The sequence below is a fragment of the Arthrobacter sp. TJ-265 genome, from assembly GCF_058269135.1.
In genome coordinates this window covers 816,742-833,206 of sequence record NZ_JBZCND010000001.1, presented here as the reverse complement: position 1 = coordinate 833,206, position 16,465 = coordinate 816,742, and the positions used below count along the sequence as shown (strand labels likewise).

The window sequence follows — 16,465 nt, the reverse complement described above, 5'->3', positions numbered from 1 at the left end:
GCTCACATCCTCTCCGGCGCGGAGACACCGAGGAGGTCGAGGCCGTTGGCCAGGACCTGCCGGGTGGCGTTGTTCAGCCAGAGGCGTGAGCGGTGGACGTCCTCGATCGGTGCGTCGCCGAGCGGCGCGACACGGCAGGCGTCGTACCAGCGGTGGTAGGTGCCGGCGATCACCTCGAGGTGGCGGGCCACGCGGTGCGGCTCCCGGAAAGTGGCGGCCTGAGCGACGACGCCGGGGAACTGGCCGAGCGCGGCCAACAGCTCACCCTCCGTGGGGTGGCTGAGCGACGCCGCGTCGAAGGAGCCGGTGTCCACTCCCGCCGAGACCGCGTTGCGGGCGACGGCGTGGGTCCTGGCGTGGGCGTACTGCACGTAGAACACGGGGTTCTCGTTGGTGTTCTTCCGCAGCAGCTCAGGATCGATGGACATGGCAGAGTCGGCCGGCGAGCGCCCCAGGGAGTACCGCAGCGCGTCCTTGCCCAGCCAGTCGAGCAGATCCCGCAATTCGATGATATTGCCGGCACGCTTGGAGAGCCGGGCGCCGTTCACCGACACCATCTGGCCGATCAGGACCTGGATGTTCTGTTCCATGTCGTCGCCGGCACAGGCTGCGATGGCCTTCAGGCGGCCGATGTAGCCGTGGTGGTCCGCCCCTAGGAGGTAGATCTTCTCGGGGAAACCACGGTCCTTCTTGGAAAGGTAGTAGGCGGCGTCGGAAGCGAAGTAGGTGGGTTCACCCTTGGCTCTGATGAGGACGCGGTCCTTGTCGTCACCGAAGTCGGTCGTACGGAGCCATACGGCGCCGTCCTCGTCGAAGACGTGTCCCTGTTCCCGCAGGCGGTCGACTGCCTGCTCCACGGCGCCGCCGTCGTGCAGCGCCGACTCCGAGAAGAACACGTCGAAGTGCACACCGAAGTCCGTCAGCGTCTCCTTGATGTCGGCCATCTGCGCTTCGTAGGCGAGGGCCCGCACGATCGGCAGCGCGGCGTCGTCGTCGAGGTCCGCCACGTCGGGGCGGGCGGCGAGCACCGTGCGGCCGAGATCGGCGATGTATTGGCCCGGGTAGCCGCCCTCGGGTGTCGGGCGGCCCTTGATGGTCGCGAGGACGGAGTCCGCGAAGTTGTTCATCTGCGTGCCGGCGTCGTTGATGTAGTACTCGGTGGTCACGTTCGCGCCGCTGGCCCGGAGGACGCGGGCGATGGAATCACCGAGGGCTGCCCAGCGTGTGTGGGCCAGGTGCAGCGGTCCGGTCGGATTCGCCGACACGAATTCCATGTTGACGGTGTGGCCCGCGAGCGCCTGGTTGGTCCCATAGGCAGGGCCCGCCTCGACGATCGTGCGGGCGAGCTCGCCCGCTGCTCCGGCGTCGAGCGTGATGTTGAGGAAGCCGGGGCCCGCGATCTCCACGCTCTTGACGCCCTCGATACCGGCGAGGCGCTCGCTGAGGATCTGGGCGAAGTCGCGGGGATTCATCCCCGCCTTCTTGCCGAGCTGCAGGGCGATGTTCGTCGCCCAGTCGCCGTGCTCACGATTCTTCGGCCGCTCGACCCGCACCTCCGAGGGAAGGTCGATGGTGAAGTCACCGGCCTCGACGGCGGCCTTCAGGCATGCGGAAATGGCGGCAGAGAGTTCTTCGGGAGTCACTCGTCCAGCATAGCGGCGCGGCCCCGGCCCCCCGGATTTTCGTGACGAGGGTCAAGCGCACGCGGAATCCACGGTTGAACCGTCCGCAGCGGCCACGGAAACGAATGGACGCATAGATCGTTGGGCTGACCACTGATGTTAGTTTCAGGTTCAATGATGTCGACGGTTCGGATGCCCGCTCCGTCCCGTCGCGGCACCCCGACAGGAGCACCCAGTGACCAGAACAGGCCTGACCCGAACGGCTACCCGCGCGGCAGCCGGCACGCCCGGCTTCCCCCGCCATAGGAGGGTCCTGACGGCGCTCGCCGCCGTGTCGATCCTCGGCGCTGCAGGCTGCGCCGGCGCCGACGCAGAAGAACCCGCCCCAGGAGCGCCGGCCTCCGGACAGCCGGCGGCCGACGCCCCGGCCGAGACGCCGGCTGCCGGCGGATCCACCGGCGAGGCCTACAGGGACGGCACCTACACCGGGACGGGCAGCTACCAGTCCCCCGCCGGGCAGGAGGAGGTGGGCGTGACGCTCACGCTCGAGGCCGACGTCGTCACCGCCGTCGAGGTGGAGCCGATGCCCGACAACCCCACCACCACCGAGTACCAGGGCCGTTTCGCGGGCGGCATCTCCGACGCCGTCGTCGGGAAGAAGCTGGACGAACTCTCCGTGGACAAGGTGGCCGGTTCGTCCCTGACGAGCGGCGGGTTCAACGACGCCCTGGGCAAGATCAAGAGCGAAGCGCAGCTCTAGGCGAGTCGGCGTGGCGGACTCCTTCGGCTTCGAGGCGATCGGCACCGGCTGGCGCGTGGACACCGGCGCTGCACTGGTGCCCGGCCAGCGGGCAGAGCTGCTACGCCTTGCCGGAGAGTACGACGCCCTCTACTCGCGGTTCCGCGCCGACTCCGGCGTCATGGCCCTGGCCGCTGCCGGCGGCTCGCTGCCCCTGCCTCCCCACGGCGCGGAACTCGGGCTCCTGCTGCGCTCGCTGTACGACCTCACGGACGGCGGCGTCTCGCCGCTCGTGGGTGACCCTCTCGCCGCGCTGGGCTACGACGCCGACTACTCGCTGACGCCCGCGAAGGACCCTGCCCCCTCCCGGGCCTGGGACGACGTCCTGACCTGGACGGACGACGGCGTCACGCTGCGCGAACCGGCGATCCTGGACGTCGGTGCCGCCGGCAAGGGACAGCTCGTCGACCTCATGCTGGAGTACCTGTGCGCCGAGGGTCACGGGGACGTCGTCGTCGATGCCAGCGGGGACATGCGCAGGGCGGGCGACGGAACCATCACCGTCGCCCTCGAGCACCCCTACGACCCGTCGTCGGCGATCGGTGCGGTTCGCCTGGGGACCGGCGCGCTGTGCGCGTCGGCGTCGAACCGCCGAGCCTGGGGCGATGGCCTGCACCACGTCCTGGACGCGAGGACCGGCAGGAGCGTGGACACCGTCGTCGCGACCTGGGTTCTCGCGGAGGATGCGATGACCGCCGACGGCCTGTGCACCGCCTTGTTCCTCACCGATCCCGCGGACCTCGCGGGATCGTTCGAGTTCGACTACGTCCTGATGTACTCGGACGGACGCGCCCGCTATTCCGCACCCCTCGCAGGAGCCCTGTTCTCATGACCGCAGCACTCGACGGCCTCCTGGGCCGCATCACCATGTACCGGCTGACGCTGACACTCCTGGCGATCCTGACCGTCGAAGCGCTGGTCCTCTCGCTGGCCGGCCTGCTGGCGTTCACCCCCGCCGAGATCGGCGGAACCCTGGTGGCTGCCGTGGGCGGCACGATCATCGGCACCCGCCTGATGGCGCTGATCCTCCGGCTCCGGCCCCACGGCGAGTCCTCGCTCATCACGGGACTCATCCTGTTCCTGATCATGTTCCCGTCGGGCACGGGAGCCGGACTCGGGGGCATCCTCGCCGCGGGCGTGGCGGCAGGAGCCTCGAAGTTCCTGCTGGCCGTCAGGGGACGCCATGTCTTCAATCCGGCGGCGACGGGGGCAGTTGTCGCCACCCTCCTCGGAGTGGGGGTTGCCGGGTGGTGGGTCGCGAACGCCTACATGCTCCCCGTTGTCGCGGTCGGCGGTGCGCTCCTGCTCCACCGGACGCGGAGGATGTCCATGGCGGCAGCATTCCTCGTGGTCACCGTCGGCATCCTGCTCTACGGCCTGGTGCAGAACGGCATGATGCCCGGAGCCGGCCTCCAGCTCATCCTGACCTCGTACCCTGTGCTGTTCCTGCTCGGCTTCATGATGACGGAGCCGCTGACCCTGCCGCCGCTCCGGTGGCAGCAGTGGCTCGTCGCCGCCGTCGTGGGCGTGGTGTTCGCCCTTCAGCTGTCCATCGGACCGGTGTTCCTCGGGCCCGAGTTCGCCCTCGTGCTCGGCAATGCCGTCGCGTTCGCCATGGGGCAGCGCCGGGGCGTGCGGCTGTCCCTTGCGGGTAGGCGGCAGTTGACTCCGACCAGCACGGAGCTGGTCTTCGCGACCCGGCGCCCCGTACGGTTCCGGGCCGGGCAGTACATGGAGCTGGACCTGCCGCATCGCGGGGTCGACGGCCGCGGCAGCCGCCGGGTCTTCAGCATCACCTCCGCGCCGCAGCGGCGCGATGCCGTGACGTTCGGCCTGCGGACCACGGAGGGGGGCAGCTCCTTCAAGAACGCCCTCCTCGACCTCCCGGACAACGCGCAGGTCACCGGGACGCTCGTCGGGGGCGACTTCCGCCTCCCCCGCGATCCGGCGGTCCCGGTCCTGCTGGTGGCCGGCGGTATCGGCGTGACGCCGTTCATCAGCCAGCTCCGTGACCTCGGCGAGCGCGGCGAGGAGCGCGACGTCGTGCTCGTCTATGCGGTCCGCAGCGAGCAGGAGATCGCCTTCCGCGACGAGCTGACCGGCCTGGGGACGCGCGTCGTGCTGTACATGCCGACGTCCGGTGATGCCCCGGCCCTGCCCGCGGGGTGGACCCTCGCGGGGGCCGAGCCGACGGCGGACAACCTCCTCGCGGCGGTGCCGGACCTGCCCCGCCGCAGGGTCCTCGTCTCGGGCTCCCCCGCCTTCATCGGACGCCTGCGTGCGGCGGTACGCACGGCGGGCGTCTCCCGTGTGACCACGGACGCCTTCCTGGGCTATTGAGCCGACGGTCGATCGGCAGCCCGGTTCGGGGCCTGTTCCGCACTCGCGATGCGGCATACTCTGGGCCTCACGGTGGTCGGTGAGGAAGAGGAGTGAGCGATGAAGATAGCCCTGACGAGTCTGTTCGTCGATGACCAGCGGGAGGCACTCGCCTTCTACACCGATGTGCTGGGCTTCGTGAAGCGCCAGGACATCCCTCTCGGCATCCATTCCTGGCTCACCGTGGTGTCCCCCGAATCGCCCGACGGACCCGAGCTGCTCCTGGAGCCGTCCAGCCACCCGGCGGTGAAGCCGTACCGGGACGCCCTTGTCCATGACGGCATCCCGCTGGCCCAGTTCGCGGTCGCGGACGTCGAGGCCGAGCACGCCCGACTGACCGGCCTGGGCGTGGTCTTCACCCAGCCGCCGCTCGACATCGGCGCCGCCGTCGTCGCGATCTTCGATGACACGTGCGGCAACCTCATCCAGCTCATGGAACCGAAGCCGGACGAGTGATCGCTCCCGACTCCGGTGCCGGGGTTCAATGCCTTCGGCGACCAAGGGGGCGCGGCGCGCGGTCCGTGCCGGCCGTCCTTGCCGCGTGCGCCCTCTCGGGATGTGGCTACGGGTCCGTCTCCTGCCCCAGCTGGGCGGGCTTTCCGACGCCGCAGGAGAAGTACGACGCCGCCGACCTCGTGATCGTCACGTCGTCGAGCACGCGCGACGGGACAGCGCGCATCTTCGGGGTCGATGCCCACGCGTACGAGGTCCGGGCGGACGAGGTCCTGAAGGGCCGGGTCGATGGAGGAAGCGTGCGTATCTCGTCGATGCCCGACTCCTGCAGCGGCACCGCGGAGTACCCGGACGGCGACCCCCTGGATACCTCCGATGCTCTGCTCGTGTTCGCCACCCGGCAGGACGGCGAGTGGTTCACGCTGACACCGCTCGACGGCACCCTTCCCTACACGCAGGAAGCGGTCGATGCCCTCGCCGGATAGGTCTCGTGGCGACGAAGGCACGTCGATCCCTCGGCGGGGCATCGGCGAGGTCGATCCGACCGTGCTCGTGCGACATGGCAAGCTGGCGGGATGGCTGACGCAGCGTGGCACCAGGCGATCGACCGCTTCTACGAGCAGGAGTTCGACGACGCCGATCCGCAGGGCTCGATCGCGAGGATGCGGGATCTCGTCTCGGTTCGGCCCGAGGGCGATGCAGAAGCACTTTTCGAGTTGGGCGGGGTCCACGATGCTCTCGGGCTCGAGAACGAGGCGATCCCGCTGTACCGGCGAGCCATCGGAGCAGGGCTGGAGGGCTCGAGCGCGCTGCGCGTCTCCATCCAGCTGGCGAGCACGCTGCGCAACACCGGCAACCCCGCCGAAGCCGTGGCGATCCTCGAATCGATGCCCGACGCCGGCGTCGATGAAGGCGCACGGCAGGCCTTCCTTGCCCTGGCACTGCATGACGCAGGCCGCCACGGGGACGCACTGAGGACAGCGCTCCTCGCCCTCATCCCCACCCTCGACGGTTACCGCAGGGCGCTCACCGACTACGCGGCTGAACTGCCGGGTACGGTCACGAAACGCTGAGGGAGCCGCACCCCTCGGGACGGCATCCGGTGCGTCACCTGTGCGAGAGTGGCGCCATGACTCTGGATGACGAGCTCGACCTGATCGTCGGGCGTCGGGACCGCGACAACATGCGGCCGACCATCGATGCGCTGCTCCCCCTCCACGCCGCATACCCCGAGGATGCGCGCGTACTCTACGAGGTCGGCGGGGCCTACGACACCGCCGGCCGGGAGGACCTCGCGCAGGGATTCTATGAGAAGGCTCTTGCTGCCGGGCTCGAGGGGGACCTGCTGCGCAGGTGCTACCTCCAGTACGGATCGACGCTCAGGAATCCGGGCGAGTACGGGACGTCGCTCGAGGTCCTCGGAACCGCGCGCGGATTGTTCCCCGACTCCCCTGCCCTGGCGGTCTTCGAAGCCATCAGTCTGCAGGCTGCGGGCCGGTCGAACGAATCCGTCGCGTCACTGCTCGATCTGGTGGTGGCCCACCTCGGCGCTTCCGATATCGGGCGTTACGAAGCGGCGATCAGCGGCAACGCGGCCTGCATCCGCTCGATGGAAGGGGCCGTGGAACACCTTCCACGAGCAGTGGACACGGACGAGCCCCTGGCCTGATGGACTCACGGCAGGGTCCCGGACCTCCGGAGCGCGAGCGACGTCACGGGACAACGACCACCTTGCCGAGCGCGCGCCCCTCGCCGACATGGGTGAGGGCCTGCGGTACCTCGCCGAGCGGGAAGGTGCGGTCGATGTGGATGTCGAGATCGCCGTCGATGCACTGCTGCGCGACGGGTTCGAAATGCGCTGGGCCCTGTCTGACAGCGAGGACGCCGAGCCGCCGCCCGGTGAGGAAGCCCGAAGCGGCTCCGACGGCGACGACCTGCAGGAGCGTTCCCACGGTTCCGCCCACGCAGAGATACCGGCCGCCGCGGGTCAGCGCCCTCCGGTAGGCGAACGCGGATCGCTGGGCGACGAGATCGAGCACCAGGTCGTAGGGCTCGAGTCTGGTGAAGTCCTGGCGGCGGTAGTCGATCACCTCGTCGGCCCCGAGGTTCCGCATGAAGTCGAGCTTGCCGGCGTTGTCCACACCTGTCACGTGTGCGCCCGAGAGCCTGGCGAGCTGGATCGCGAAGGATCCCGAGCCGCCGCCCGCCCCGTTGATCAGCACGCGCTGCCCGTGGTGCGCGCGGGCGGTTCCCTGGAGAGCGATCGAGCCTGCCTGCGGTAGCGTCGAAGCCTCCGCGAACGTCAGCTCGGCAGGCTTGTGGGAGAGCGCGGCGGCGGGGACCACTGCGTACTCGGCGAAGCCGCCCTTGAGTCCCAGATTGTCGCCGTACACCTCGTCGCCGACCCGGAACCGGGTGACGCCGGAGCCGACGGCGGTCACGCGTCCGGCGATGTCGGAGCCGAGCACCGGGCGGGCCGGGGCGCGCAGCCCGCCGAGCCGTGCGTACATCGGCTTGCCGCGAAGCCCCTCCCAGTCCGACAGATTGACCGACGTCGCAGCGACCTCGACGAGCACCTGATGTGCTCCGGGCGTCGGCATCGGGATATCGCTCAGCCTCAGCACGTCCGGTGGGCCGTAGCGCTCGTAGACGACGGCCTTCACGCGGCTCTACCCTCCAGGCAATACACGGAACCGACCATGCGCATCAGGATACTCACGCTGGAAGGAGGCGGATCGAGGGCACGGCCCTCCGGACCGAGCACCGCACCGAGGCTGAGCGTGGTCAGCGCCGCGAGGACGATCCCCACGAGCTCCCGGCCCTTGGGCGGAGCGCCGCCCGTCCTGAATCCCTCGGCGGGTGAGTGACCCCCGGTTCCCGGCAGATACCGGATGGTCAACGCCGTCAGCAGCCCACAGAGCACCAACCACGGAACAGGCCACCACGCAGGAGCGGGACCCCCGAGGAACTGATCCGGCAGCCCGACGAAGACGAACTGCTGGACCGCCGTGACCGAAGCGAGAAAGCCGTACGCAATGATCGAGATGGGAACACCCAGAACCGCTGCCAGAACGAGTGCAGCGATGTAGGCCCTGGACCGAATCACGGCAATCGGATCGATACCGGGCGGTGATACGGCCGTCCCGCTCATTCCCGGCAACCCGACACGCAGGCAGCCCACGTTCGCCCGGAAGGCGGACTCCCCGTGGACTGAGGCACCGAAGTACTCGACAGAACGATGTCGGTGCGCCCTTGCTCGCAGGTGGGCATCCCTTCTCCTTCCGCCGCCCACACGGTTGCCAAGCTATTGCTTTCGGTGCACGCGACCATCACCAGTTGCGGGTGAATCAGAACCGGACCCCCCGCCCGATGAAGGCACCGTCGCCGCGCTCGTCCTGTACTCCACACAGCCGAATACCTTCACACCTTCGCCGGCTCTGCCCTGGCAGACGCCGCGTTCCTTCGCTGCCCTGATCCCGTCGGCCCGCCGGCGGTACCGCCGTCGGGCGAACGTGAGGTCCGCGAGCCGTCATGGATCGTCCTCGGTCGGGGTTGTCTATCGCGGGCGGATCGGGTCTCCTAGGGTATGAAGCATGGACGACGTCGGCGGGTTGCGCGCGGACCGGGTGCGCCGCCGGCTGGGTGACACGCTCGCCCTCGATGGGGTTTCGCTCGCTGTCGAGCCCGGGCAGGTGCATGCCCTGGTCGGCCTCAATGGTGCGGGCAAGACCACTCTCCTGCGTGTGCTGCTCGGCATGCTCAGTGTTGACTCCGGATCGGTCACGCTCGGCGGTGTTGCGCTCTCCGGGGTCGAGCCCGCGGCATGGGCGGGGGTCGGGCACACTCTCGAGACGGCTTTTGCGTACCCGGAGCTCGATGTACGGCAGAATCTGGAGATCGCCGCGCGTCTTCGCCTCGTCGGGTCGGACCGGATCGACGGAATGGTCGAGTGGTCTCTGTCTGCCTTCGAACTCGGTGCGTATGCCGGGGTGGCCGCGCGGCGGCTCTCGCAGGGCAACCGGCAGCGGGTCGGGCTCGCGGCGGCGCTGCAGCACGCGCCGGGCACCGTCGTGCTCGACGAGCCGTCCAACGCGCTCGACCCCGCCGGCGTTCTCCTGCTGCGCGAGACCCTGCTGCGACGTCGCGATGATGGCGCCGCGATTCTCGTGTCCAGTCACCACCTCGACGAGGTCGCCCGGATCGCGGACCGCATCACGCTGATGAACAGGGGACGTGTCATCGGCAGCCTCGATCCCGACACCCTCGACCTCGAACGCTCCTTCTTCTCCGCGGTACACGCCGACGACGAGGCACGACGATGAAGTACCTCGGCGTCGCGTTCGCCGTCGAGGCGCGGAAGGCCGCGGCTTCCCAGGTCTTCCGTACGATCACGTGGCTGCTCCTGGCCGGCCTCGGCGTGCTGAGCGGCAGCCTCGTGCTGGCCGTGCAGGCCGGCAACGAGCAGGTCGCCGGGCAACTCGGACCGCTCGGCGCCCTCGACGGCTGGCCATTGCTCATCGGCGCGGTGATGCAGATTGCGGCCGCCGGAGGGCTGCTCGCATTCGGCGTCGCCGTGAGTTGGATCGTTGCACGTGAGTTCGCCGATGGAACGATCACCGGCCTCTTCGCACTCCCCATCCGCCGGTCGACCATCGCGGTCGCGAAACTCGCGGTGTTCCTCGTCTGGGCGGTGATGGTCGCGCTCGGGCTGACGGTGACGACGGGGCTGCTCGGAGTGCTGCTGGGATACGGGCTTCCTACGTACGAGAGCGGTTTCGCTTTGCTCCGGTTGTTTGTGCTGTCGGTGTTCACCGCGCTCTCGGCGGCGCCCGCGGGCTGGGCCGCGACGCGCGGTCGCGGGATCCTGCCGGGCATCGCGGCCACGATCGTGATCCTCGTGATCGCTCAGGTGGGCGTGCTGTCCGGCCTGGGTGGATGGGCACTGTTCGGGGCTCCCGCCTTGTGGGCGATGACGCCAGGAGCCGTGACGCCGATCCAGCTTCTACCGACACTGCTCGCCTCCGCGGCATTCGCCGGTGCAACCGCCGTCGCCTGGAACCGGCTGCAGCTCGACCGGTGACAGGAGGCTCGCGTGTGCGACGCAACGGGACATCCCCATCTCGTCGATGTCTTCCGTCTTCACCTATTTCCTGGTGTCGTGCTGCTCGGAAGCCGGCTGCCGCCTGGTCCGGAGGCGGGCACGGGTGGCGTCGAGGTGGTTCGTGATCGCGGCCGTCACCATCGGCATGTCAGGGTAGGGGAACGGGTGACCGGCGTCCTTCAGCCACAGGCCGCGGGCGGACGGGATGGCTGCGGCGAGGCGGTGGCCGTGCTCGATCGGCAGGAGCGCGTCGGCGTTGCCGTGTATCACGAGGGTGGGTGCCGTGATGCCGGCCAGCAGGTGGTATCGGGAGCGGGTGATGGCGACAGCTGCCTGGTGCTGCAGCAGTGCGCGGAGGTTGAGTCCGTGTCGTTCCCGCAGGTCGTAGAGGATGATCCTGGTCCACTCTTCCACGTCGACGGGTTCGTCTCCGCCGTGCGCGACCAGTCCCGTCAGGAGCTCCTTCACGCGATTCGTTTCCCCACCGAGCAAGCAGTATCGCAGCAGTGGGAACCCCGCAATCGCAGACCGGATCAGCGGCCAGGTCCGAGGTCCGGGCATCGAGGGGTCGGTCGGGTCCGCCGAGGTGGACATGAGGGTGAGGGAGCGGACACGCTCAGGGTGGGCGAGCGCGACCTCCTGGGCGACGAATCCTCCGAGGGATAGCCCGACGACGTGAATCCTATTGACGCGGAGCTCGTCGAGGACGGCGATCGCATCGTTCGCCATGTCGATCAAGGAGTACGGGTGCTTCCGGCTCCAGCCTGTCATCCAACTGGACGCGCCGGTGCCCCGGTGGTCGTACCGGACCACGCGGTACCCCGCCGCCGCCAGCCCGCGCAGGAACGCGGGCGGCCAGAACAGGGAGCCCACTCCGAGTGAGGAGTCGAGCAGTACGACACCCCTCTCCGCACCGACAGGAGGGAGGGACTCGTACCAGATCCGGACCCCGCCGGACCGGGCGTACCCCGATGTACCGCTGACGACTCCCGTCACGGGGCCGGCGCGGATGCGCGCAATCGTTCTCCCGGTGCCGGGCGGCAGGCGAGGCCCTCGCCACGTCAGAAGCGCCGCGAGTCCGGCAAGCCCCGACGCCGCCGATGCCAGCACCACCCGTCTCCTCATCGGCTCAGCATAGAAGACACCAGCAGGTATGCGGGCCGGCCGGATGGGTTTCTCTCAGGGATACCAAGGGCTGCCTTCGAACGGAGTTATCTGTCCTCCTCGTGTCCAGCTTCGAACAACAGCATCCGGATACGACCACTCGAATCCCGCACCTCGAAAGGATGCAGCACGGCCGGTCGAACCATCACCACTCCCCGTGTGAACCGCAGCGGTAAGCGACGTTTTCTTGTAGCGCACCAGGCTCGGGCGGTGCGCGGCATCGCCCCCACCGTCGCTTGCAAGCGGCTGCAGCTCGGTCGGTGACAGGAGGGCACGGTGGCGCGACACGCCACCATGCCGAGGATGTCATCCGATCACGTCACGTCGTCGAAGCGCGATCGTCGCCAGGACGACCAGGACTGTGCTCACCCCCCACAGGAGCACGAGCCCTGCCCAGTCGGTGCCGTCGGTGAGCGGCTGGTCGCGGTACGCCCAGGAGTACGGTGAGACCGCGCGAAGCCACTGTGCGTCTGTCACCTGGTTCGCTATCGCGTTTCCCACGTATGCAAGGACGGCGATGCCCGCGCCGGCACCTATGGCGAGGATCCGTCGGCCCGTGACGGCGCCGACGAGAAGGGCGAACCCGCCCGCCAGTGCTGCGAGTCCGACAAGCGCCGCGGAGGTGCCCACTGCATCGGGCGGGTCGATGGCGAGTTCGGCTGGTTCGATGAGCATGACCACGATCGCCGCGGCGAGCAGCCCGAGCCAGGCCAGTCGAACGATCACCGACAGTGCCGACTCGAGTGCGACCTGCGTGCGGCTGACCCCGTGCGCGAGCGTGAGCTCGAGCTGGCCCGACTCCTCGGCGCCGGCAATCGCCGACGACCCCCAGGACACCGCGGCGATGACCAGCAGCAGGAATCCGATGAGCCCGTAGAACGTGCTCTGCACGTACCCCGGACCTGACGCGATCTGCTCGTAGCCGAGCGTTTTCACGAGCTCGGGCGGGAGACTGTCGATGATCTGCTGCATCTCACCGTTGCCTCCGATGCTCGGAAACAGTGGCAGGTACAGCAGCAGCGCGGCTGCGACCCCAAGACTCCAGCCCAGGAGTGAACGCCACGAGTCACCGAGCGAACGACGGAAGACCGGCAGGATCCTAGACATGAGTCGCCTCCTCGACGCTGCCGGAACCGTAGAGCTGGAGCACCGACTCCTCGAGATCCGGTTCCTCGACCGTGAGGTCGACAACCCGGTGGCGGGCCAGCAGCTTCACGAACGGATCGATGTCGCCCTCGACTTTCGCCCCGAGGCGCGCGATCCCACCGCCTCCGTCACCGGTGACGGCTATGTCGCTCAGTCCGGGCAGTTTCTCGAGGTCCCCGCGCAGCAGTGCAAGGGAGGTCCCGTCGACGCCCGCCCGCACATGCCGGACGCTGCTGAGGCGCAGCGAGTCGACGCGACCCTGAGCGACGATCCTGCCACCACTGAGCACCGCGACCTCGTCGGCGGTCTGCTGGATCTCACTGAGCACGTGCGAACTGAGCAGAACCGTCTGACCCGCGTCGCGCGCCTCGCGCACCATTTCAAGGAAGGTTCGCTGCACGAGTGGGTCGAGCCCGCTCGTCGGCTCGTCGAGCACCAGCAGTTCAGGGTGGTGCATGAATGCCTGGATGAGTCCGAGTTTCTGCTTGTTGCCCTTCGAGAGCGCGCGGACCGGTCGGTCGAGGTTCACGCCGAGCCGATCGGCGAGCCTGTCGATCGTCCCTGGTGGAACCGGACCGCTGATCTCGGCGAGATGCCGAAGCAGTTGCCGGCCCCGGAGGCGTCCCTCGAGCCGCAGTTCCCCGGGGACATAGCCGATACGCCGCCGTAAGGCCGGGCCGCCCCCGCCGGGCGTGGTACCCAGGATCCTCGCGGTTCCGGACGTCGGCCGGATGATGTCGAGCAGGATACGCAGGGTCGTGGTCTTGCCGGCCCCATTCGGGCCGATCAGTCCGAACACCGCCCCTGGTGTCACGTCGAGATCGAGGCCATGGAGTGCTTGATGTGCGCCGTAGCGTTTGGTCAGTTCGAAGGTTTCGATAGCAGGGATCATCGCCCCGTGTTCCTTTCGTGCGAATGAAGTGGATGGAGTCAGGACCGGCGGGGGCGCGGCGGGTCCGGGTCCTGATTGGGGTCGTTCTCCCCTTTGTCGGAGCGAGGTCCACTCGTCCTCGTCAGTGCCTCGCGCGCGGCGACAAGCATCCGATCGTCGGAGTAGAGGCCGTGCGTGTAGAGGTCGAGTATCGGGATCGTCGATCGACGGATGCCTTCCTCGCTCAGTTGGTCGAGGCCGAGACCCCGCGTGACCTGCCGGCGCATCACCAGTGGGGCCAAGCCGTGCAGCGTGAGGTACAGCGCGAGGATGTCGCGGTCTTCGGGCTCCCGCATGATGCCTGCGGCGATTTGCTCGTCCAGCATCCGGGACGTACCGGTGAGCAGCGCGTCGAAAAGCTCATCCGCGGCGGTTGTTCCCGAGGACAGCATGCGGGCGAGGTAATCGATGAGCGGATGAAACCGATCAACATCGGCTAGCCAGCGAGCAATTGCCGAGGTCGCGTCTCGGGTCAGTTCGTCCTTCCGGCCGACGAACTCCTCCACCACGTAGCGGTCGCACGCCTGACGCAGTCCATCCTTCGAGCCGAAGTGATGCAGCACGAGCCCAGGGCTGACATCCGCCGCAGCGGCAATCGCACGAACAGTTGTTGTGCCGAAACCGTCGCGCCCGAAGAGAGCCACCGCAGCGTCACGTATCCGCGCGCGGGTGCTCAGATCTTCGGGTGCTGAACGCATGTTTAATATGCTAGACGCCTGTTCAGTTCACCACTACACCCTGGAACAATTTCTTGTCGTCCTCCTACAACGGGCCACTCCGTTCCTGAACGACCATCCGCGCAGAGATATTCGAAGTCACGTGTGCCCGACGTGGTTTCGATCGACGTCGTCTGCTCCGGCCGTCGAGTGGTTCGGGGAATCACTTTCGGGTACATCTCGCCGAAGCGCATGCGGACTTACCAGGTGAGGCCGTTTGAAGTCACTGTTGATCGGAGGGTTCGTGGAATCGGCCTATGCGTTGGGGTGAGCTCTTGGGGACGCGCTCGACGAGTCCGCGGGCTTCGAGGTCGACTTTGGTGTAGCGGACGTAGTTGGCGAGCCGTCCGTTGGGGAAAGCCGGATGGGACCCGAGTCTGGTTTGCCCTTCGTTGACGATGACCTGCAGCGGCACGGTGCCGTCGTCGGCGGCGAAGGCGTCGATCGTGGTCAGGATGACATCGACGAGCAGTTCGTACTGCTCGAGTGCGATGGTCCATCCGTCCAAGCCATCAGGCCGGGTCGCGTTGAACATCTGCACCCGCCCGCGTTTCCGGGCACGTTCATCTTCAGCCCATGCCCGTGGGGCAACGGCCGCCGAGTGTGGGTCAGCGGACATGCGGCGCCTCTACGAGGTCCTTGAGTTGCTGCAAGTCCTTCACGTGCAGCGGCCGGATCGAGCGGCGCAGCCACCTGTTCGCCAGGGGTTTCAGGATGCGCGGCACGGGAGGATCGACATCGAAGGCAAGCGCCACCCGGGTACGGGTCGGTGTCGCGGAATCGATATGGAAGTCGACGTTCGGGCTCACCCAGCGACCGCGGGGGCCCCTATTGCGCATCGTATTCCGGACGGCACCGGCGTCAGCGGAAACCAGGGTCTGGCGACCCTGTTCGACGCCCTTCTGGTCGGCGAAGACGATCTGGGAGCCGGGACTCGTCCCGTCACCGTCGACCCGGCAGGTGAACCCGGTGGCTTCGGGCCACGCCGACCATTGCATCAGGGTGTGCTGATCACGAAAGGCCTGATACACGACGTCCCTGGGTGCTTCGATCGTGATGGTCTCGGTCCACTTCATGAGATGCCTCTGAAAATAGTCAAGCGATTTGACTGTAATATACTCGAGCTAATGGACTTTGACACTCAGCATCCTTTGCTTCTGGCGTGCAGGGCGCTCGGAGCGGCATTCGACGCTCATGACGCACTCGTGGCCCAGCGATTGGGGGTATCGCGGACCGAGCTTCGGCTCCTCAACCGGTTGGAAGGAGGGTCGACCTCGCAGGTCGACCTCGCGCACCACCTGCACGTCACCCGCGCGGCGGTGACCACGATCGTTGATCGACTGGCTGCTGCAGGTTTGGTCGCCCGCGAGCCGTCACCGACGGATCGCAGGGTGAAACTGGTGACACTGACGCCGAAGGTCTGGCAGATACTGGGCCGGCACTATCGCCCTGCCGCCCAACGTGTCCTCGCGCTTACCGAAACGATGTCAGCCATCGACGCAGATCGTCTTACAGGCCACATCAAATCGATCACAGCTGCCCTCGGCTCCGGCTCCTGAGTAGATACATGCCGTCCGCCGGAGGATCCTCGCTCAGTGGATGGCGAGTTCGATAGCGAGTACTGCCAGTCCGAGCGCCGCCATGATGGCAAGGACCAGGATCTTGAGCCATGGCCTCACGCGCAGACGACGCACGGCGAACAGCGTGACCACGATCAGCGTGGCGACGAGCGCTACCGCTATCAGCCGGAGTGCGGGTGCCAGTTCGAGCACGCCAAAGGCGCTGAGCCCGAGGATCGCCATCGGTGCCAGAAGCACTCCCAGGGACCCGAAGCTGACATAGGTGAGGTGGGCGAGTTCGGCCCGGGATGGCAGGGAACTCTCCCGCACCATGTGTGCGGTTACATCTGCGACGAACACCGCCAGCAGCGTGCCCACGACGGTGAGCAGCAGCGTCAACGCGGCGCCGCCTACTGTGGCGTGTTCGGAGTCGCGTTCGAAGGCGATCGTCACGGCCAGGGTGGTGAACGTGACGTACACACGCTCCTTCAGAACCTCAGAGCGTTGCTGCGCGTCCGCGCCGGGCGGTCCGCTGAAGAGGACGGGAGCCACGTTCTGCTCCTAGAGTCGCTGCACCACAATCGGTGGTGTCTCA

General features: G+C 67.9%; 20 protein-coding genes. 10 read left to right on the top strand and 10 right to left on the bottom strand.

What is annotated here, in order from left to right:
- Window positions 1–2 precede the first annotated feature (2 nt).
- A complete protein-coding gene (argS, locus tag AC4D2E_RS03970) occupies window positions 3–1,643 on the bottom strand; it encodes an arginine--tRNA ligase (RefSeq protein WP_104165682.1) in 1,641 nt (546 codons plus the stop codon).
- A gap of 214 nt (window positions 1,644–1,857) precedes the next feature.
- Here argS and AC4D2E_RS03965 point away from each other — a divergent pair, with 214 nt between their 5' ends.
- The 7 genes from AC4D2E_RS03965 (at window position 1,858) to AC4D2E_RS03935 (ending at window position 6,922) form a co-directional block, all read left to right on the top strand.
- Window positions 1,858–2,382 carry an FMN-binding protein gene (locus AC4D2E_RS03965; protein ID WP_490951723.1) on the top strand — a complete coding sequence of 175 codons (525 nt, stop codon included), beginning with the start codon at window positions 1,858–1,860 and terminating at the stop codon, window positions 2,380–2,382.
- A 10-nt stretch (window positions 2,383–2,392) separates the two neighbouring features.
- Complete coding sequence (locus AC4D2E_RS03960; RefSeq protein ID WP_490951722.1) at window positions 2,393–3,253, top strand: FAD:protein FMN transferase; 861 nt, start codon at window positions 2,393–2,395, stop codon at window positions 3,251–3,253.
- Window positions 3,250–4,761, top strand: a complete 1,512-nt coding sequence (locus AC4D2E_RS03955; protein WP_490951721.1) for an FAD-dependent oxidoreductase — start codon at window positions 3,250–3,252, stop codon at window positions 4,759–4,761. Before AC4D2E_RS03960 ends, AC4D2E_RS03955 begins: the two co-directional genes overlap by 4 nt.
- 99 nt (window positions 4,762–4,860) lie before the next feature.
- Entirely contained in the window at window positions 4,861–5,256 is a 396-nt protein-coding gene (locus tag AC4D2E_RS03950; protein WP_104165690.1) for a VOC family protein, read from the top strand.
- Between the two features lie 65 nt (window positions 5,257–5,321).
- A complete protein-coding gene (locus AC4D2E_RS03945) occupies window positions 5,322–5,738 on the top strand; it encodes a hypothetical protein (protein WP_490951720.1) in 417 nt (138 codons plus the stop codon).
- A gap of 90 nt (window positions 5,739–5,828) precedes the next feature.
- Complete coding sequence (locus AC4D2E_RS03940) at window positions 5,829–6,326, top strand: tetratricopeptide repeat protein (protein ID WP_104165693.1); 498 nt, start codon at window positions 5,829–5,831, stop codon at window positions 6,324–6,326.
- 56 nt (window positions 6,327–6,382) lie between these two features.
- A complete protein-coding gene (locus AC4D2E_RS03935; protein WP_490951719.1) occupies window positions 6,383–6,922 on the top strand; it encodes a tetratricopeptide repeat protein in 540 nt (179 codons plus the stop codon).
- Window positions 6,923–6,965: 43 nt separating this feature from the next.
- Here AC4D2E_RS03935 and AC4D2E_RS03930 read toward each other — a convergent pair whose 3' ends face one another.
- Window positions 6,966–7,916: an NAD(P)-dependent alcohol dehydrogenase gene (locus tag AC4D2E_RS03930; protein WP_490951718.1), complete on the bottom strand. Its 951-nt coding sequence runs from the start codon at window positions 7,914–7,916 to the stop codon at window positions 6,966–6,968.
- On the bottom strand, window positions 7,913–8,359 hold the full coding sequence (locus AC4D2E_RS03925; protein ID WP_490951717.1) for a hypothetical protein: 447 nt from the start codon (window positions 8,357–8,359) through the stop codon (window positions 7,913–7,915). The genes AC4D2E_RS03930 and AC4D2E_RS03925 overlap by 4 nt, the downstream gene beginning before the upstream one ends.
- 487 nt (window positions 8,360–8,846) lie before the next feature.
- On the opposite strand from AC4D2E_RS03925, the gene AC4D2E_RS03920 reads away from it, so the two are divergent.
- Both AC4D2E_RS03920 and AC4D2E_RS03915 read left to right on the top strand, forming a co-directional pair.
- Window positions 8,847–9,575, top strand: coding sequence for an ABC transporter ATP-binding protein (locus tag AC4D2E_RS03920; RefSeq protein ID WP_490909642.1), 729 nt, complete (start codon window positions 8,847–8,849; stop codon window positions 9,573–9,575).
- Complete coding sequence (locus AC4D2E_RS03915; protein ID WP_490909643.1) at window positions 9,572–10,333, top strand: ABC transporter permease; 762 nt, start codon at window positions 9,572–9,574, stop codon at window positions 10,331–10,333. Before AC4D2E_RS03920 ends, AC4D2E_RS03915 begins: the two co-directional genes overlap by 4 nt.
- A gap of 63 nt (window positions 10,334–10,396) precedes the next feature.
- Here the strand turns inward: AC4D2E_RS03915 and AC4D2E_RS03910 are convergent, their stop codons facing one another.
- The 6 genes from AC4D2E_RS03910 to AC4D2E_RS03885 form a co-directional block, all read right to left on the bottom strand.
- Window positions 10,397–11,479: an alpha/beta fold hydrolase gene (locus AC4D2E_RS03910; RefSeq protein ID WP_490951716.1), complete on the bottom strand. Its 1,083-nt coding sequence runs from the start codon at window positions 11,477–11,479 to the stop codon at window positions 10,397–10,399.
- Window positions 11,480–11,824: 345 nt separating this feature from the next.
- Window positions 11,825–12,625 carry an ABC transporter permease subunit gene (locus tag AC4D2E_RS03905; protein ID WP_104165711.1) on the bottom strand — a complete coding sequence of 267 codons (801 nt, stop codon included), beginning with the start codon at window positions 12,623–12,625 and terminating at the stop codon, window positions 11,825–11,827.
- Window positions 12,618–13,556 (bottom strand): ABC transporter ATP-binding protein, encoded by a 939-nt coding sequence (locus AC4D2E_RS03900; protein ID WP_490951715.1) that lies wholly within the window; start codon window positions 13,554–13,556, stop codon window positions 12,618–12,620. The genes AC4D2E_RS03905 and AC4D2E_RS03900 overlap by 8 nt, the downstream gene beginning before the upstream one ends.
- A 38-nt stretch (window positions 13,557–13,594) precedes the next feature.
- Window positions 13,595–14,293 (bottom strand): TetR/AcrR family transcriptional regulator, encoded by a 699-nt coding sequence (locus AC4D2E_RS03895; RefSeq protein WP_490951714.1) that lies wholly within the window; start codon window positions 14,291–14,293, stop codon window positions 13,595–13,597.
- Between the two features lie 241 nt (window positions 14,294–14,534).
- Window positions 14,535–14,846 (bottom strand): DUF6958 family protein, encoded by a 312-nt coding sequence (locus AC4D2E_RS03890; RefSeq protein ID WP_490951713.1) that lies wholly within the window; start codon window positions 14,844–14,846, stop codon window positions 14,535–14,537.
- Window positions 14,847–14,919: 73 nt separating this feature from the next.
- Entirely contained in the window at window positions 14,920–15,387 is a 468-nt protein-coding gene (locus AC4D2E_RS03885; RefSeq protein ID WP_490951712.1) for an SRPBCC family protein, read from the bottom strand.
- A 51-nt stretch (window positions 15,388–15,438) separates the two neighbouring features.
- Here AC4D2E_RS03885 and AC4D2E_RS03880 point away from each other — a divergent pair, with 51 nt between their 5' ends.
- Complete coding sequence (locus tag AC4D2E_RS03880; protein WP_490909650.1) at window positions 15,439–15,870, top strand: MarR family winged helix-turn-helix transcriptional regulator; 432 nt, start codon at window positions 15,439–15,441, stop codon at window positions 15,868–15,870.
- Window positions 15,871–15,903: 33 nt separating this feature from the next.
- Here AC4D2E_RS03880 and AC4D2E_RS03875 read toward each other — a convergent pair whose 3' ends face one another.
- Window positions 15,904–16,422 carry a hypothetical protein gene (locus AC4D2E_RS03875; protein ID WP_490951711.1) on the bottom strand — a complete coding sequence of 173 codons (519 nt, stop codon included), beginning with the start codon at window positions 16,420–16,422 and terminating at the stop codon, window positions 15,904–15,906.
- Between the last annotated feature and the right edge of the window lie 43 nt (window positions 16,423–16,465).

Bases quoted from the DNA above. Each gene is read 5' to 3' on its own strand.
- AC4D2E_RS03955 (WP_490951721.1), top strand. From the start codon at position 3,250: ATGACCGCAGCACTCGACGGCCTCCTGGGCCGCATCACCATGTACCGG.
- AC4D2E_RS03950 (WP_104165690.1), top strand. From the start codon at position 4,861: ATGAAGATAGCCCTGACGAGTCTGTTCGTCGATGACCAGCGGGAGGCA.
- AC4D2E_RS03940 (WP_104165693.1), top strand. From the start codon at position 5,829: ATGGCTGACGCAGCGTGGCACCAGGCGATCGACCGCTTCTACGAGCAG.
- AC4D2E_RS03935 (WP_490951719.1), top strand. From the start codon at position 6,383: ATGACTCTGGATGACGAGCTCGACCTGATCGTCGGGCGTCGGGACCGC.
- AC4D2E_RS03920 (WP_490909642.1), top strand. From the start codon at position 8,847: ATGGACGACGTCGGCGGGTTGCGCGCGGACCGGGTGCGCCGCCGGCTG.
- AC4D2E_RS03915 (WP_490909643.1), top strand. From the start codon at position 9,572: ATGAAGTACCTCGGCGTCGCGTTCGCCGTCGAGGCGCGGAAGGCCGCG.
- AC4D2E_RS03910 (WP_490951716.1), bottom strand. From the start codon at position 11,479: ATGAGGAGACGGGTGGTGCTGGCATCGGCGGCGTCGGGGCTTGCCGGA.
- AC4D2E_RS03905 (WP_104165711.1), bottom strand. From the start codon at position 12,625: ATGTCTAGGATCCTGCCGGTCTTCCGTCGTTCGCTCGGTGACTCGTGG.
- AC4D2E_RS03900 (WP_490951715.1), bottom strand. From the start codon at position 13,556: ATGATCCCTGCTATCGAAACCTTCGAACTGACCAAACGCTACGGCGCA.
- AC4D2E_RS03895 (WP_490951714.1), bottom strand. From the start codon at position 14,293: ATGCGTTCAGCACCCGAAGATCTGAGCACCCGCGCGCGGATACGTGAC.
- AC4D2E_RS03890 (WP_490951713.1), bottom strand. From the start codon at position 14,846: ATGTTCAACGCGACCCGGCCTGATGGCTTGGACGGATGGACCATCGCA.
- AC4D2E_RS03885 (WP_490951712.1), bottom strand. From the start codon at position 15,387: ATGAAGTGGACCGAGACCATCACGATCGAAGCACCCAGGGACGTCGTG.
- AC4D2E_RS03880 (WP_490909650.1), top strand. From the start codon at position 15,439: ATGGACTTTGACACTCAGCATCCTTTGCTTCTGGCGTGCAGGGCGCTC.